13 protein-coding genes and 2 tRNA genes are annotated in these 14,567 nt (G+C 46.8%); 6 read left to right on the top strand and 9 right to left on the bottom strand.

What is annotated here, in order from left to right; genetic code table 11:
- Positions 1 to 371: 371 nt before the first annotated feature.
- The 3 genes from ITJ87_RS01635 to ITJ87_RS01625 all read right to left on the bottom strand — a co-directional run bounded on the left by ITJ87_RS01635 (position 372) and on the right by ITJ87_RS01625 (position 1,671).
- Positions 372 to 444, bottom strand: a tRNA-Pro gene (locus tag ITJ87_RS01635).
- A gap of 15 nt (positions 445 to 459) precedes the next feature.
- Positions 460 to 532: transfer RNA gene (locus ITJ87_RS01630), tRNA-Phe, on the bottom strand.
- 137 nt (positions 533 to 669) lie between these two features.
- Complete coding sequence (locus tag ITJ87_RS01625; RefSeq protein ID WP_117966127.1) at positions 670 to 1,671, bottom strand: malate dehydrogenase; 1,002 nt, start codon at positions 1,669 to 1,671, stop codon at positions 670 to 672.
- Between the two features lie 193 nt (positions 1,672 to 1,864).
- On the opposite strand from ITJ87_RS01625, the gene ITJ87_RS01620 reads away from it, so the two are divergent.
- The 3 genes from ITJ87_RS01620 to ITJ87_RS01610 all read left to right on the top strand — a co-directional run bounded on the left by ITJ87_RS01620 (position 1,865) and on the right by ITJ87_RS01610 (position 4,419).
- Complete coding sequence (locus ITJ87_RS01620; protein WP_117601213.1) at positions 1,865 to 2,701, top strand: S1 RNA-binding domain-containing protein; 837 nt, start codon at positions 1,865 to 1,867, stop codon at positions 2,699 to 2,701.
- 100 nt (positions 2,702 to 2,801) lie between these two features.
- Complete coding sequence (locus ITJ87_RS01615; protein ID WP_196096304.1) at positions 2,802 to 3,494, top strand: DUF4476 domain-containing protein; 693 nt, start codon at positions 2,802 to 2,804, stop codon at positions 3,492 to 3,494.
- A gap of 13 nt (positions 3,495 to 3,507) precedes the next feature.
- On the top strand, positions 3,508 to 4,419 hold the full coding sequence (locus ITJ87_RS01610; protein ID WP_117966130.1) for a hypothetical protein: 912 nt from the start codon (positions 3,508 to 3,510) through the stop codon (positions 4,417 to 4,419).
- An 83-nt stretch (positions 4,420 to 4,502) separates the two neighbouring features.
- Here the strand turns inward: ITJ87_RS01610 and ITJ87_RS01605 are convergent, their stop codons facing one another.
- From ITJ87_RS01605 to ITJ87_RS01585, 5 genes are all read right to left on the bottom strand, one after another.
- Positions 4,503 to 5,831, bottom strand: coding sequence for a TolC family protein (locus ITJ87_RS01605; protein ID WP_117974640.1), 1,329 nt, complete (start codon positions 5,829 to 5,831; stop codon positions 4,503 to 4,505).
- A 30-nt stretch (positions 5,832 to 5,861) separates the two neighbouring features.
- The gene (locus ITJ87_RS01600) at positions 5,862 to 6,965 is read right to left on the bottom strand and encodes an efflux RND transporter periplasmic adaptor subunit (RefSeq protein ID WP_117601217.1); all 1,104 of its coding nucleotides are present in this window, start codon (positions 6,963 to 6,965) and stop codon (positions 5,862 to 5,864) included.
- A gap of 80 nt (positions 6,966 to 7,045) precedes the next feature.
- Positions 7,046 to 8,287 carry an ABC transporter permease gene (locus ITJ87_RS01595; RefSeq protein ID WP_117601218.1) on the bottom strand — a complete coding sequence of 414 codons (1,242 nt, stop codon included), beginning with the start codon at positions 8,285 to 8,287 and terminating at the stop codon, positions 7,046 to 7,048.
- Between the two features lie 5 nt (positions 8,288 to 8,292).
- The gene (locus tag ITJ87_RS01590; RefSeq protein ID WP_117601219.1) at positions 8,293 to 9,552 is read right to left on the bottom strand and encodes an ABC transporter permease; all 1,260 of its coding nucleotides are present in this window, start codon (positions 9,550 to 9,552) and stop codon (positions 8,293 to 8,295) included.
- A 61-nt stretch (positions 9,553 to 9,613) separates the two neighbouring features.
- Positions 9,614 to 10,330 (bottom strand): ABC transporter ATP-binding protein, encoded by a 717-nt coding sequence (locus ITJ87_RS01585; RefSeq protein WP_117601220.1) that lies wholly within the window; start codon positions 10,328 to 10,330, stop codon positions 9,614 to 9,616.
- Positions 10,331 to 10,507: 177 nt separating this feature from the next.
- Between ITJ87_RS01585 and ITJ87_RS01580 the strand changes: the two genes are divergently transcribed.
- Positions 10,508 to 11,488 (top strand): ROK family protein, encoded by a 981-nt coding sequence (locus ITJ87_RS01580; protein ID WP_117601221.1) that lies wholly within the window; start codon positions 10,508 to 10,510, stop codon positions 11,486 to 11,488.
- 755 nt (positions 11,489 to 12,243) lie between these two features.
- On the opposite strand, the gene rplS is transcribed toward ITJ87_RS01580, so the two are convergent.
- Positions 12,244 to 12,597 (bottom strand): 50S ribosomal protein L19, encoded by a 354-nt coding sequence (gene rplS, locus ITJ87_RS01575; RefSeq protein ID WP_004292313.1) that lies wholly within the window; start codon positions 12,595 to 12,597, stop codon positions 12,244 to 12,246.
- A 259-nt stretch (positions 12,598 to 12,856) separates the two neighbouring features.
- Here rplS and ITJ87_RS01570 point away from each other — a divergent pair, with 259 nt between their 5' ends.
- Complete coding sequence (locus ITJ87_RS01570; protein WP_117966171.1) at positions 12,857 to 13,627, top strand: 5'-nucleotidase C-terminal domain-containing protein; 771 nt, start codon at positions 12,857 to 12,859, stop codon at positions 13,625 to 13,627.
- A gap of 22 nt (positions 13,628 to 13,649) precedes the next feature.
- Complete coding sequence (locus tag ITJ87_RS01565; RefSeq protein WP_117966135.1) at positions 13,650 to 14,567, top strand: bifunctional UDP-sugar hydrolase/5'-nucleotidase; 918 nt, start codon at positions 13,650 to 13,652, stop codon at positions 14,565 to 14,567.

Raw genomic sequence — 14,567 nt, 5'->3', positions numbered from 1 at the left:
TTAGGGATTATTTCGGAAAGAATATGCAAAAATGAGAGCTTTTTTATTCTTTTTATACATCGGGCGTACTGTATATGTTGTTTTTGTTCTCTTTGTTGGAGTCTTGTTTGTTCTTTTACGTTATTGGAGATTGTTTCCGTATGTCTTTGGTAAATGTTGATATAATATAGAATAGATATGCAATTGTCAAATCTGACACCCTTTCAATCAAAAACTGTACAAAAATTATATGCATAGAAATAGAATCCCTCAGGTTTTTACGTTGGTCCCAGATTGTTACGTTGCCCCCCCCCTCTCTTATGGTCGGGAAACCGGAGGAGAGGAGGGATGAAATAAAAAAGGCTTAACTTCTAAAAGTTAAGCCTTTTCTGTCGGAATGAGGCGACTCGAACGCCCGACCCCTACGTCCCGAACGTAGTGCGCTACCAACTGCGCTACATTCCGATTGCTTTTGAAAAGTGGTGCCACCAGGAATCGAACCGGGGACACAAGGATTTTCAGTCCTTTGCTCTACCAACTGAGCTATGGCACCTTTTTCGTTTGCGGGTGCAAAGATAAAGAGTTTTTTTTATACCGCAAGGCTTTTTGAGGAAAAATATCTAAAAAAGGTGCCTCTTGCTCTATGGAGCGAGGCACCTTACTTCTAAAAATCATTTGCTATCGAAGACATCAGTCGATATTCGGATTGATGCTCTGCCAGTCTTTGATGGCAGGCAGTACACCCATTTCTATCACCTCGTCACGAAGTGTGCAGAGATGGGCATAGCTTTCTTTCAGTTTGGCTTCTTCTTCGGGTGTGCCGTTCAGTTCCTTGTAGTGTACACCGTCTTTGGTAATTTCAGTTTCCATTGCCATCATGATGTGGTCGAAGCCGTGGCTGTGTACATATGTACCGGCAGGCCAGCGGAACGGTTTGCCACCCATCGCTGCAGCTATCATTTCGATAGAGACGTATGCCGGACTCTGGAAGGAAGAACGTCCACGGAGGGCGATGATGTTGGCACCGCCTTTGGTTACCTTAGTCTGGATTTCGACCCACTGCTCTTTAGTCAGGGCAGGGGTACCGATGATATCAAGTAACGGTTTACCGTCCACCTTGGCGGTAGAGGCATATACAGCCATCTGTTCACCATGACCGCCGTAGGTACGGCAATTTTCGATTTTGTCGGGGGCAATGCCGAAGTGCTTGGAAAGTTCACTGCGCAGGCGGGTGCTGTCGAGGGCAGCCAGTGTGGTCACTTGTGAAGGTTTCAGGCCGGAATACAATAGGGTAATCAGACCGGTGATGTCGGCAGGGTTGAAAATGACAACCACGTGCTTCACATCCGGACAGTAGGCTTTTACATTCTTACCGAATTCTTCGGCAATAGCGGCATTGCCTTTCAAAAGGTCTTCGCGGGTCATGCCGGCCTTGCGGGCGGCACCGCCTGATGATACCACATACTTGGCACCGGTCAGCGCTTCTTTGATATCGGAGGTAAATGTGATGTTCATTCCTTCGAATCCGCAGTGGAACAGCTCTTCGGCCACACCTTCCAGTCCGGGAGTATAAGGGTCGTACAGACATAGGTTGGGAGTGAGATGCATCATGATTGCAGTCTGTGCCATGTTTGAACCGATCATGCCGGCTGCGCCGACGATTGTCAATTTGTCATTTGTCAGAAATTCCATAATCTTTTTTATTTAAAGGTGAGTAATATCTTTTCTTGCTGATTGTCACGATACAAAGATAACCCTTTTTGAAGAGAGTTGTTCATAGAAAAAAGTTATCTTTTAGAGCAAAAAGTTATTTCTTCTTTCCGAACTGCTGTATTGTACCTAAATTACTTATCTTTGTTGGGAAAATGAAGATAAGTAAGAAACTATGAGCATTGAGTTAGGAAAGTACAATACGCTGGAAGTGGTGAAGGAGGTAGCCTTCGGCATGTATCTGGACGGTGGCGAAGAAGGTGAAATTCTGCTTCCGTCGCGTTATGTCCCCCAAGACTGTAAGGTGGGAGACAAACTGAACGTTTTTATATATCTTGATAACGAAGAACGTCTGGTAGCCACTACTCTGACACCGTTAGTGCAGGTCGGGCAGTTTGCCTGCTTGGAGGTGGCGTGGATAAACCAGTATGGTGCTTTCCTTAACTGGGGATTGATGAAGGATCTTTTCGTCCCCTTCCGCGAACAGAAAATGAAGATGCAGGTGGGAAAGAAGTATGTGGTTCATGCCCATTTGGATGATGAAAGCTATCGTATCGTGGCATCGGCCAAGGTAGACCGTTATCTTTCCAAAGAGAAGGCCGCCTATGAGTCGGGGCAGGAGGTGGATATCCTGATTTGGCAGAAGACGGATTTGGGATTCAAGGCGATCATCAACGATGAATATAGCGGCTTGCTATATGAGAGCGAGATATTTCAGCCACTGCACACGGGCATGAGGATGAAAGCCTATGTGAAGCAGGTACGTGAAGACGGCAAGATAGACCTGCTGCTTCAAAAAACGGGGCAGGCTAAAGTAGAAGATTTCTCAGCTACGCTGCTGGACTATATCCGTGAACAGGGCGGACGGATAGCTTTGAATGACAAGAGTCCGGCAGAAGAAATCTATGCAACTTTCGGTGTCAGCAAGAAAACCTTCAAAAAGGCTGTGGGAGATTTGTACAAAAAACATCTGGTTGTATTGGAGGAAGATGGAATCAGGATTAGGAATTAGTCCCAGTCATTAGGAATTTCCCTACTTGTAAATAGAGACAATCATTAGGGAGGGGAATTTCCTCTCCCTATTTTTGTCGTACAATAAAAAAAGAAAAGTCATGATACGTCATTTGATATTAAGTGTTTGTCTAGTTCTGGTAGCGTTTCCCGCAATAAAAGCGGCGCCCATAGACGGAATCCGTATAGAAAGTCCATACCGTAGAGTGGTGGTATTGGTCGACGGACAGCAGGTTTGCCTGCCTACTTTCAGTTGTTTTGTAGCCAATCTGCGTGGTAGTTGTCGGGTAGAGGTTTATGAAGCGCCATCCCGTGGGGGGAATCCCCGAAGAGGAAAACTCCTATATGATGAACGTGTGCATTGCTCCATCAATGAAGTGGAAGATATTTTCATTCCAGAGGACAAAAGACCTGGTGGAAACTGGGGTACTTCTAATCATCACAAGCCTGGCAGACCCGGTGACAGACCGTCAGGGGGCGGGCAGTATGAACGGGTAATGTCTCCCTCTGCCTTCGAACAGTTTATGGGGCTGATGGAAAAACAGAGTTTCGATTCAGACCGTAAGGAAGTGCTCGACCATGCCTTGCTGACCTCTTGGTTCACTACTGACCAGTGTATCCGTCTGATGGATTTTTATCGTTTCGACAGTGAAAAGAAGCAGTTGATGAAAAAGATTTATCCTAAAATAGTCGATAAACCGAATTTCTATTATGCGATAGACAAGCTGACCTTCTCGTCGGACAAGAACGAGATAAATGCCTTCATCAAACAATGTCATGAGAAGAATAACTAAAAAAGGAGGGATTATGAAACGGATTATATTTATATTTCTTGCCGCTATGATGAGCACAGCTGTTTGCAGTGCGGCAATGAGCAACAGCAAAGTGCGTAAAGAGACCCGCTTTCTTACGGACAAGATGGCCTATGAATTGAACCTGAATACAGAACAGTATAATGACGTGTACGAAATAAACTATGATTTCATTTCCGGTATACGCTATCTGATGGATGACGTTCTTCGGGGGGAGGAATGGGCCTTGAATCGCTATTACGATTATCTGGATGTGCGCAATGACGATCTTCGATGGGTGCTGAATAACCGGCAGTATGGCCGTTTCATGCAGGCCGCCTATTTTTGCCGTCCGGTTTATGTAAGTGGTGGGCGTTGGTCTTTTAGGGTTTACATCACTTACACCAACCATAATCATTTCTATTTCCCGCGGCCGTATCATTACCGTACATATTGCGGTGGGCATTGTCGTACGCACTATCACAACAGCTATTATCGTGGTCGTTACCATCATCCGCACTATACCGATTCGTGGAGCATTCGGAATGATAAGTCGTACCACACCAGCCGCCGTTCAGATTTCGGTTCGGTGAACATCCGCCCTAATTCGCATAAGCGTCCGGTAGGCAGGGATGATGTATATACCACGCGACGTAGCAACGGTAGTAATAATCGCATTAGTACAGGTACACGTAACAGCAGTACGCGACGTAGTAGTGTGGATAGTGGCAGAAAGTCGAGTAAAGAGAAAATAGAAACCACAAGAACTAAAAATAATGATAAGAGCCCCAGCCGTAGCAGGGTAAAGACGGAAAGTAAGGAAAGAAGAAATGCTTCCGGCGTACGGAATTCCGAAAGCCGTCGCAGCAGCTCTTCAAGCACTACCCGCAGTAGCTCTTCCCGTTCTTCGGAAAATACAAGGAGATAGAAGAACAAAAAACTCCCCTCTCGCCTGCATGAAGCAGGGAGAGGGGAGAATCAAACACAACAACTAAAATTATACTTCGTTTTTTACTCAATCGGTTCTCCTTTATAGAAATCCAGAATCTTGGTACGGAACAGATAGTCATACTTGGCCTGCAGTTCGTCTGATTGGGATTTCATAAGGTTTTGTTTTGCTTCATTGTATTCCACGGCATTTGCTTTACCATTTTCATATTTCTCGCTCATCAGCTTGAAAGATTCTTCGCTGGCAACGGTGGCTGTATGGCTGCTGGTATATTTGCTTTCGGCAGCGGCGGCGTTGTACCATGCTTGCTGGATTTCCTTGTAAAGTGTCTTTTTGGCATTATCCAGTTGCAAGGCATAGTTTTCACGTTGCAGGCGTGCCGTGCGCACCCGGTTACGGGTAGAGAGGCGGTTGAAAATAGGTACGCTGAGGTTGAAGCCTACATATTTGTTGAAGTTATCGTTCATCTGCTGGCTGAAGGTGCGGTCAATGGTAGAATAGTAATTTGTACCGAGACTACCGTTCAAGCTCAGTTGTGGGTAGTAGTTGCTCTGGGCAATGCGGATGCTATGCTTGCTGCCTTCCAGACGGAACTGTGCCGCCTGAATGGAGGCTTTGCTTACCATAGCTGTTTGGAATATTTCATCCGGAGGAGTGAGAGGAACCAGCTCCAGATTGACTGCCGGAGATTCCAGACTGAACCCTTCAGGTGTTTCCAGCTCGATAAGCTGGCTGAGGTCGAGCAGAGCCAACTTATAATTATTGTTCGTCTGTACCACATTCATCTCGTCTTGTGCCACACGTGCTTTGGCTTCTGCCAGTTCTGCCGGAGAAGCCTTGCCCAGTTCTGCTAGCCGGCTGATACGGACATATTGCTCTTTACTCAGTTGTACTTGTCCCAGCGCCACCTGGTGGAGCTCTTCATTGAACAGCACTTGCAGGTAGGTCGAAGCTATATTGATGGCAATATCTTCCTTGGCTTTGTCCAGGTCGGCAATGGCAGCTTTGAGGTTCAGTTTGGCCAATGCATACTGGTGGGGAATTTCCAGACCGGTAAAAATAGGTATGCTGGTATTGACGGACATGTTGGTTCCGTGACTGCTGGTGTTGACGTATACAGTGGAGTAGTCTCCCGTATCCTCGTTCTTGATGGCTGTTTGCGTACGTCCCCAGTTCCAGCTCTGGCCGGCACTGGCATTCAGGTTCGGCAGTCGTGCCCATTTGGCTGTATTTACCTCGACAGCACTCTGTTCGGCAGCGTTGGCTGTTTGGCGGATACTGATGTTATGCTCGATGGCATAGTCTATGCATTGGCGCAAAGACCAGCGTTCCTGCGCCTGCACTGAGATACTGCCGAATATGGCGAGGTATAAGAATATCTTTTTATTCATGTCGTATATCTTTTTAAGCTATTCCGTTTGTTAATCCTTTTTCTCTGCACCGCGAAGCTTATCCTGGGCACTGATGCCGCTTTTGATGGCAATCTTTATGCCGTCGCTCATGCCGACCTGTATGGGACGGCGTTCGAACTTTTGTACCGGTACGCTGTCCGTCATTACATATACAAAGGTACTGTCCCCATTGAATTCAACAGTACTTTCCGGAACAGCAAGCGTTTTTTGGGCACGGTCCAATACGATTTCTGCGTTGGCAGAATAGCCGGAACGTATCTGTACGCTGTCCGGTGCGGCAATGGCAGCTTTGATTTCAAACTGGTTGGCACCGTTTTCTTCCACACCCTTCGGAGATATGTATTCCAGTGTGGCATCGAACGAAAGATTCTGCAGGGCGCCGATTGTCAGTTTCACCGGCATACCTTCGTGTACACGGCCCACTTCCGTTTCGTCAATGTTGCCGCGGAAAATCAAATCGTTCATGTTAGCAACGGTAGCGATAGTGGTTCCGTCATTGAAGGTGTTACTCATGATAACCGAGTTACCGACTTTGATGGGCACATCCAGAATCAGACCGGTAATGGTGGAACGAATCAGCGTACTACTGAAAGAGGCGCTGTTCTTGGTGATGCCTTCCTTTACAATTTCCAAGTTGTCTTTTGCAGTCTGCAGTTCCTCGCGTGCTTGCTTTACACTTACCTCTCCTTTTTCATACTCTTCAGCGCTGATAAGCTTGTCGTTGTACAACTTCTGGGTACGTGCGAAGTCTGTTTCGGCTTGGGCAGCGTTGATTTCCGCCAACCGTACGCGGCTTTCGGCTGAGTTTAATGTGCCTAGTTCTGGAATAACCTTCACTTTGGCAATCACTTCGCCTTGTTTTATGCTTTGTCCGGCCTCCTTGTACACTTCAGATATGATACCGGAAATCTGCGGTTTAATGAGTACTTCGTCTCTTGGTTCCACTTTGCCGGTGGCTACGGTGGTCTTTTCGAGGTCTGTCACTTCCGGAACTACTGTTTCGTATACCTTTACTTTAGGTTGGGACTTCTGATATAGGAATATAAATGTCCAGATAAACAAGGCAGCTATTACTACCAATAATGCAATTTTCAGATACTTTTTAGTTCTCATCTTATATTTATGATTTAATTATTTACTATTGATATAGTAACCATTGTTTCATGGTTTACGGTTGATAATCTTTTATAGGTTTATTCATCCCTGATTGCTTCAATTGGTTTGATTGCCATGGCGCGATAGGCAGGTGCCAGTCCGGCAAGCACTCCCAATGCGATGAGGAGGATGCAAGTTCCGATAGCCAGTCCGAATGAAACCTGGTAGTGGGTTTTGATAACTCCAGGGTCGTTGGCAGCCTTTTCAAGTATTTGCAGTACAAATACGGCAAAAGAAATGCCTGCCATACCCGCTATAGTGGTCAGTACCATGCTTTCCGAAAGAATTTGTTGCAGGATGTCTTTAGGACGGGCACCGATGGCACGCCGTATGCCTATTTCCGTAGTACGCTCCTTGACGGTTACCATCATGATATTCGATACGCCGATGGCTCCGGCGAACAATGTACCCAGACCTACCATCCAAATAAGAAAGTGTACTCCGGTCATCAGGTTGTCCATCATAGAGAACATAGCTTCCGCATTCAGGAACATGACGGCTTGTTTGTCATCGGGAGCAATGTAATGCGCTGCTTTTACGAGGCGTTCCACTTCGGGCTGTACGTCTTTTACTTTTATTCCCGGTTTCATGATGAAACATACCACATCCAGTTTCTTTCCGAGGTTGTAGGTCTGCTGCATGGTGGAGAAAGGCAATACAATGGCTTCGGAGGCTTGTCCTTGTATGTTGACATTGCCTTCGGATGAACACATTCCGATAATCCGGTAATAGATTCCGTTCACCCGAACGTATTTGCCGCAGGGGTCTTCTCCCGGTTTAAAGAGACTTTCGTATACACGTTTGCCGATAACACACACTTTACGTGACTCTTTGATGTCGACGTCGTTGATAAAACGGCCGTAAGTCATTTCCTGATGTTCTATCTGCTCATACTCCGGGTACAGCCCCTTTACACTACATTCATATTTGTTTTCTCCATAGACAGCGGTCTGTCCCCAAAGGGCAAATGAAGGCGTGGCGAGTGCGATGCCGTCCACACTGCGCACACGGTCCACATCTTCCATCTCCAAGTCCCACCAGCGTCCCTTGCGGAATCCCTTGTAGGCTTCGCTTGTCTTTTGTGCGGCGATAAAGCCCGAGTTGGTCGCAAATCCTTCGAACTGGGATTTCAGTTCTTCCTGCATGCCTTGTCCGCCACCGATGAGTGCTACCAGCATAAAGATGCCCCAGAATACACCGAATGCAGTCAGCAGGCTTCTTGTCTTGTTTCTTGTTATTGTGATGAGGATTTCCTCACATGTATCTATGTCTATTTTCATAATCTTTAATCTGCTCTAAGTGCTTCGATAGGACTGATACTCACGGCTTTCTTTGCCGGGAAGAATCCGGCAAGTGTACCTGCTATGATGAGGGTCAGTGTGGCTTGGACGGCAATGCTGAGGTCTACGGTGGGATCGGAGAACATGGTCTGCTGGAACATGCCGGCATCCATCGTCTGGTTACCGAAAGCAGAGTTCATCCATTCCGTCACCCCGATGCCTGCCACCATACCGATATAACCGAATAGCGTAGTGATAGTCACGCTTTCCACAATAATCAGCCAAAGGATGGAGAAGGGCTTTGCTCCCAGTGCCTTGCGGATACCGAATTCACGGGTACGTTCTTTAACGGTAATCAGCATGATATTCGATACACCGACAATACCGCTCAACAAGGTAAAGATACCGATAACCCAGATGGCGGTGCGTAGAATACCCATTGCGTTTTGGGCTTGCAGATAGTTGGTGAAACGGTTCCATATCCAGATGGCGCTGTCGTCGGTAGGGTCGAAGCGATGGTTGGTGGCAATGGCTTTACGGTATTCTTTTTCAAAGGCCTCATTGCTTTCTATACTGCTCAGGTTCTTGGTCGTGAAGATGATGTTATTCAACTTGTCTCCTTTATTGTAGATGGTCTGTAAGGTGGAGAAAGGAATGTAGGCCTCGTTTGCCTCGCGGTCTCCCTGGTCATTGTAGAGCCCCACTACCTGATAGGCCACTCCACCTGCATTGACAAATTGTCCGATAGGTTCGGTATGTGTTTTGCCGAAGAGGATATCTGCGGATTTCTTATGGAGGATGATTACTTTACGCCGGTCTTTCAGATCGCTGTGGTTGATGAAACGTCCGTCTGCCGTCTTCACGGTTTCCACTTCTGTGTAGTTAGGGTATACGCCCAGCAGGGAGATATTGATATATTCTTGTCCAAAACTGACGTTTACATTGCTCTGGCGTACTGTGGCACCGGCACTAATGACATTTTCTGTAAATTGCTTTTCCGTGTCGTCCATGTCCCGATTGTCCAGTTGGATGAAACGTCCTTCCTTCAGACCGTCGTATGATTTGGTAGTCCAGCCGGGAAAAATGCGGATGGAGTTCAAGGCACGTTCCGACGCATTCTGTTCGAAAGCATGTATGATGCCGTTCCCGGCTCCGAGCAATACGATGAGCATGAAGATGCCCCATGCTACGGCAAAGCCCGTCAGGAACGTACGCAGCTTGTTACGTTTGATGGTTCCGTATATTTCTTGCCAAAGGTCTATCATTGATAATTAAAGATTAAGAATTAAAAATTAAAGAAAGAAGGGAAAGAGGGCTCTTCCTTCATTATTTCATGAACCCGTCTTTTCCGAACGGGCTTGCATCGTGATTCAAGTTTGTTTCGATGCTGCCTATGACGCCGTCTTTGATGTGGATAATCTTGTCCGTCTGGTTGGCAACGCCGCTTTCGTGGGTCACGACTACGATAGTCATGCCCGTATCGTGCAGTTCCTTCAGAATCTGCATCACCTCTACGGAAGTCTTGCTGTCGAGCGCGCCGGTAGGTTCGTCGGCAAGGATAATCTGCGGCTGGGTGATGAGGGCGCGGGCGATGGCTACACGCTGTTTCTGTCCGCCGGACATTTCGTTGGGCATGTGGTGTGCCCAGTCTTTTAAGCCCAGGCGGTCGAGGTACTCCAATGCCATCGCATTGCGTTTCCGTCGGCTCACTCCTTGATAAAAGAGGGGAAGTGCCACATTTTCTACTGCGTTCTTGAATGAAATCAGATTGAAGGACTGGAAGATGAAGCCAATCATGCGGTTGCGGTACTCGGCAGCCTTCGTCTCGCTGAGATTTTTGATAAGAGTACCGTTCAGATAGTATTCTCCGGTGTCATAATTATCCAGAATGCCCAGTATATTGAGTAAAGTGGACTTTCCCGAACCCGATGAGCCCATGATGGAAACAAATTCACCCTTCTGAATGTCGAGGTTGATGCCTTTGAGCACGTGCAGTGGTGCTCCGTTGTAATAGGTCTTGTTAATGTCTTTTAGTTGTATCACTGTTTTCCCTGTTTTTTTGCTTTACTCTTATTAATTTTCACTATTAGACGCAGCTATGCTACGAAAAGTTGCAAAAGTTGCAAACTTTTTTAAAAAAAGATTTTGCAGTGTCGTTTTTCTTTGTGATTTTTGTAACCATGAATATGATTAACTAACCCTTTAAACAAACGTAGTATCATGAATTCAAACATGGAAAAGCCCTATGTAGTGGGCATTGACATAGGCGGAACGAACACCGTCTTTGGTATTGTAGACGCACGCGGAACTATTATTGCAAGCAGTTCCATCAAAACCGGAGCTTATGAAGACGTCAATGATTATGTAGACGAAGTTTGCAAGAATCTGTTGCCGCTCATTATTGCCAATGGCGGTGTAGACAAGATAAAAGGTATCGGTATCGGCGCTCCTAACGGAAACTATTACAGCGGTACCATTGAGTTTGCCCCGAATCTTCCTTGGAAGGGCGTAATTCCTTTGGCTGCCATGTTTGAGGAGCGTTTGGGTATTCCTACCGCTTTGACAAACGACGCCAATGCTGCCGGTATCGGTGAAATGACTTACGGTGCGGCTCGCGGTATGAAAGACTTTATCATGATTACGCTGGGCACCGGTGTAGGTAGCGGTATCGTTATTAACGGTCAGATGGTATATGGCCATGACGGTTTTGCCGGAGAGTTGGGACATACTATTATCCGTCGTGAAAACGGTCGTCTCTGCGGATGCGGACGTCACGGTTGTCTGGAAACTTACTGCTCGGCTACGGGTGTGGCACGTTCTGCCCGTGAGTTCCTGACCAAGAGTACCGAGCCAAGCTTGTTGCGCGACATTCCAGCAGAAAACATTACTTCCAAGGATGTGTATGATGCAGCTGTGAAGGGCGACAAGATTGCTCAAGACATTTTTGAGTTTACCGGAACTATCTTGGGTGAGGCTTTGGCCGATTTCATTGCTTTCTCCAGCCCGGAAGCTATCGTACTGTTCGGTGGTCTGGCAAAAGCGGGCGACTATATCTTCAAGCCTATCCAGAAAGCCATTGATGACAATGTATTGAATATCTACAAAGGCAAGACTAAGTTGCTGGCTTCCGAGTTGAAGGACTCTGATGCCGCTGTGCTGGGTGCCAGTGCATTGGGCTGGGAGCTGAGAGATACCAAGTAATCGATATCAGGGAAACTGATAAAGGAGGGGGATGTGTCAAAACTCCCCTTTTCTCGAAATCACCCTCGCTACAACTACCTGTGGCGAGGGTGATTTTTAGTTTAGGAGAGTTTCGACACACCTTTTTTCTTTAGTGGCACATATTCCTCAGCAATAAAGTTATGTCACAAGTTGCTTCCACACTTCCACCCATTCTCTGTATCCCTTTATTCATCGGGGTTGCGGATGCTGTGGAAGCAACTTGAAAAGGTGGAAGCAAAAGTTGCTTCCACCTTAAATTTACACCAAATAATCTATTAATATATTGTAGTACAATAAATTAATAGGATATGGAGCAATTTGCCAATATCGTGTAAACAAGCTATTGGTTTCCTGCAAACACGGTATTAACTTTGTAAAAGCCCGTGCGATAATAGGTGGAAGCCAGGCATTCGGTATGGATAAGATAGGTATTCAGTATGGAAAAGCTATGCCTATGACAGCTGTTTAACGGCCGTGAGGCGCTCGTCTAACGGCCATAAAGCGCTTTGTTGACGGTCGTTAGCAGAGCGCCTTACGGCCGTTGGGCGCTGATAAACTAACGTATCAGCAAGAAGAAAGGCTTATGTGAAAGGAAAGGAGCGCAGGCTTACAGTGTTTGGAATGAGGTCGTAGGAGTAGAGTATTGCATGGTGTATGCATACTGTGTATATTACTAAAAAAGGGAAACTGACATTGTCAACTTCCCTTTTTTATTTCGAAATAGGAGTCTGGAATTAACCGTTAACTCTTTTTTCTTTGATTCTTGCTTTCTTACCGGTAAGAGCGCGCAGGTAGTACAGTTTAGCGCGACGAACTTTACCCACTTTGTTCACTTCGATGCTGTCGATAGCCGGTGATTCAATCGGGAAAATACGTTCTACGCCTATGGTTCCTGACATCTTACGTACTGTAAAACGTTTCTTGTCTCCATGTCCGGCAATCTTGATAACAACACCACGGTACAGCTGTACACGTTCCTTGTTACCCTCGACAATACGATATGCTACTGTTACAGTGTCACCTGCCTTGAAGCTCGGGTGCTGTTTTCCGGTAGCAAATGCTTCTTCTGCAATTTTAATTAAATCCATTGTTTTTATTATTAAATTGTTTCATCGTTACAACGCAACATACCAGGCTTCTCTCTTGGTGTCCTGACAGCGATTGCGCGAAAGCGGTGCAAAGGAACGAATTATTTGCCAGATACACAAGTGCTTCAAGTTTTTTTTCGCCAGTTGGGATGATTTTTGAGCATTTCATTCTGCTAAACGCAAGTCCAAATAATCGGTTAATTGTGTGGCTCAGTCGCAAAAGAAAAGTATATTTGTAGCAATTTAAAACTAAATGAATATGAAGAAACAAACTTTCAGTCTCCTTTCGGGGGCAGTGTTGGCGGTTGCGCTTCTATTGGTTTCCTGCCATTCTTCCTACGAAGTAACCAAGGTAGAGGGAGGCAGAATTCCCATGAACTCTGTTTGGGACGCCGAGCCGGATGCCGAAGCCGTGGCTTTGCTGGCGCCTTACAAGGCCCGGATGGACAGCGTTATGTATCATGTGGTGGGAACCGCAGAGATGTCGATGGACAGATTCCGGCCCGAAAGCCTTTTATCCAATCTGATTGCAGACGTGCTGCGTGAGGCTGCGGTGGAAGTGTTGGGCAAACCGGCCGATATGGGGCTAATCAATATCGGTGGAATCCGGAATTCCCTGACGGAAGGAGACATCACTACCGAAAACATCTATGAGATATTGCCTTTTGAGAATTCGCTCTGTGTGCTGACGATGAAAGGCTCTGCCATGAAGCACTTGTTTGAAAACATTGCGGTGAGACTTGGTGAAGGGGTGAGTGGTATACAGTTGGAAATCAGCAAGGATGGCAAGCTGCTCCAGGCTTCCATTGCCGGCAAGCCGGTGGAGGATGACCGTGACTATACGGTTGCCACGATTGATTATCTGGCTGATGGAAATGATGGAATGACGGCTTTCCTGCAGGCGGATAAAAGGGAGTGCCCGGATGGGGCTACACTGCGCGGTCTGTTCATGAAGTATGTGGAGAAGCAGACGGTAGCCGGCAAGAAGGTGACTTCGCGCATGGAGGGAAGAGTGGTCATTAAAGAGTAAGCATTAAAAAAACAGAAGTTCTATGAAACATATATATTCCTTGGCAGCCCTGCTGCTTTTCATGCTCCCCGCATCGGCACAACAAGAGGGGCGTATCATTACTGAAGAACCCCTTTGTCTGGTGTCTGCCGACTCTGTATCGTCCGGTCAATCTGGAAAACAACTGTTTATCCTGCACACCAGCGATATGCACAGCCGTATAGAACCCATCAGCGCCGAGGCTGCCGACGAGTATGCCGGGATGGGCGGTGTGGTGCGCCGTGCCGGTTTTGTAAAGCAGTTTCGCGGCAAGCATCCGGATATGCTGCTGCTGGATTGCGGAGACATCTCGCAAGGCACCCCTTATTACAACTTTTTCAAAGGCGAGCTGGAGGTCAAGATGATGAACCTCATGGGTTATGATGCCATGACGATAGGTAATCATGAATTTGATTTCGGACTTGAGAATATGGCGGAATTGTTCCGTATGGCGGATTTTCCCGTAGTCTGTTCCAATTATGACGTGACGGGTACGGTACTCGAAGGGCTGGTGAAGCCTTATATCACCTTGGTGCGCGAAGGGGTGAAAATCGGAATCTTCGGCCTGGCCCCCAAGATGGAAGGGCTGGTGCAGGCGGATAAATGCGTAGGCATTGTCTACAACGACCCGATAAAGGTGGCCCAGGAAATGACAGACCTTCTCAGGGAGAAGGAGAATTGCGAGGTCGTGATTTGCATGTCCCATTTGGGTATCCGCAGTGCAAATCCCGAAGGCGCTTCCGACGAGAACCTGGTAGGTAAGACGCGTGGCATTGATGTCATTTTGGGCGGACATTCGCATACTTTTATGGAAAAGCCTGCCGTTTATCTGAATGCGGACGGCAAGAGCGTTCCCGTGCTGCACACCGGAAAGAGTGGCATCTACGTAGGAGAAATGGTACTTACTTTAACTGAAAAATAG

It is taken from the genome of Bacteroides sp. HF-162, from assembly GCF_015679285.1.
Lineage (GTDB): Bacteria > Bacteroidota > Bacteroidia > Bacteroidales > Bacteroidaceae > Bacteroides > Bacteroides uniformis.
Note: the sequence above shows the minus strand (reverse complement) of the source record. Positions and strands in the feature narration are given on the sequence as shown.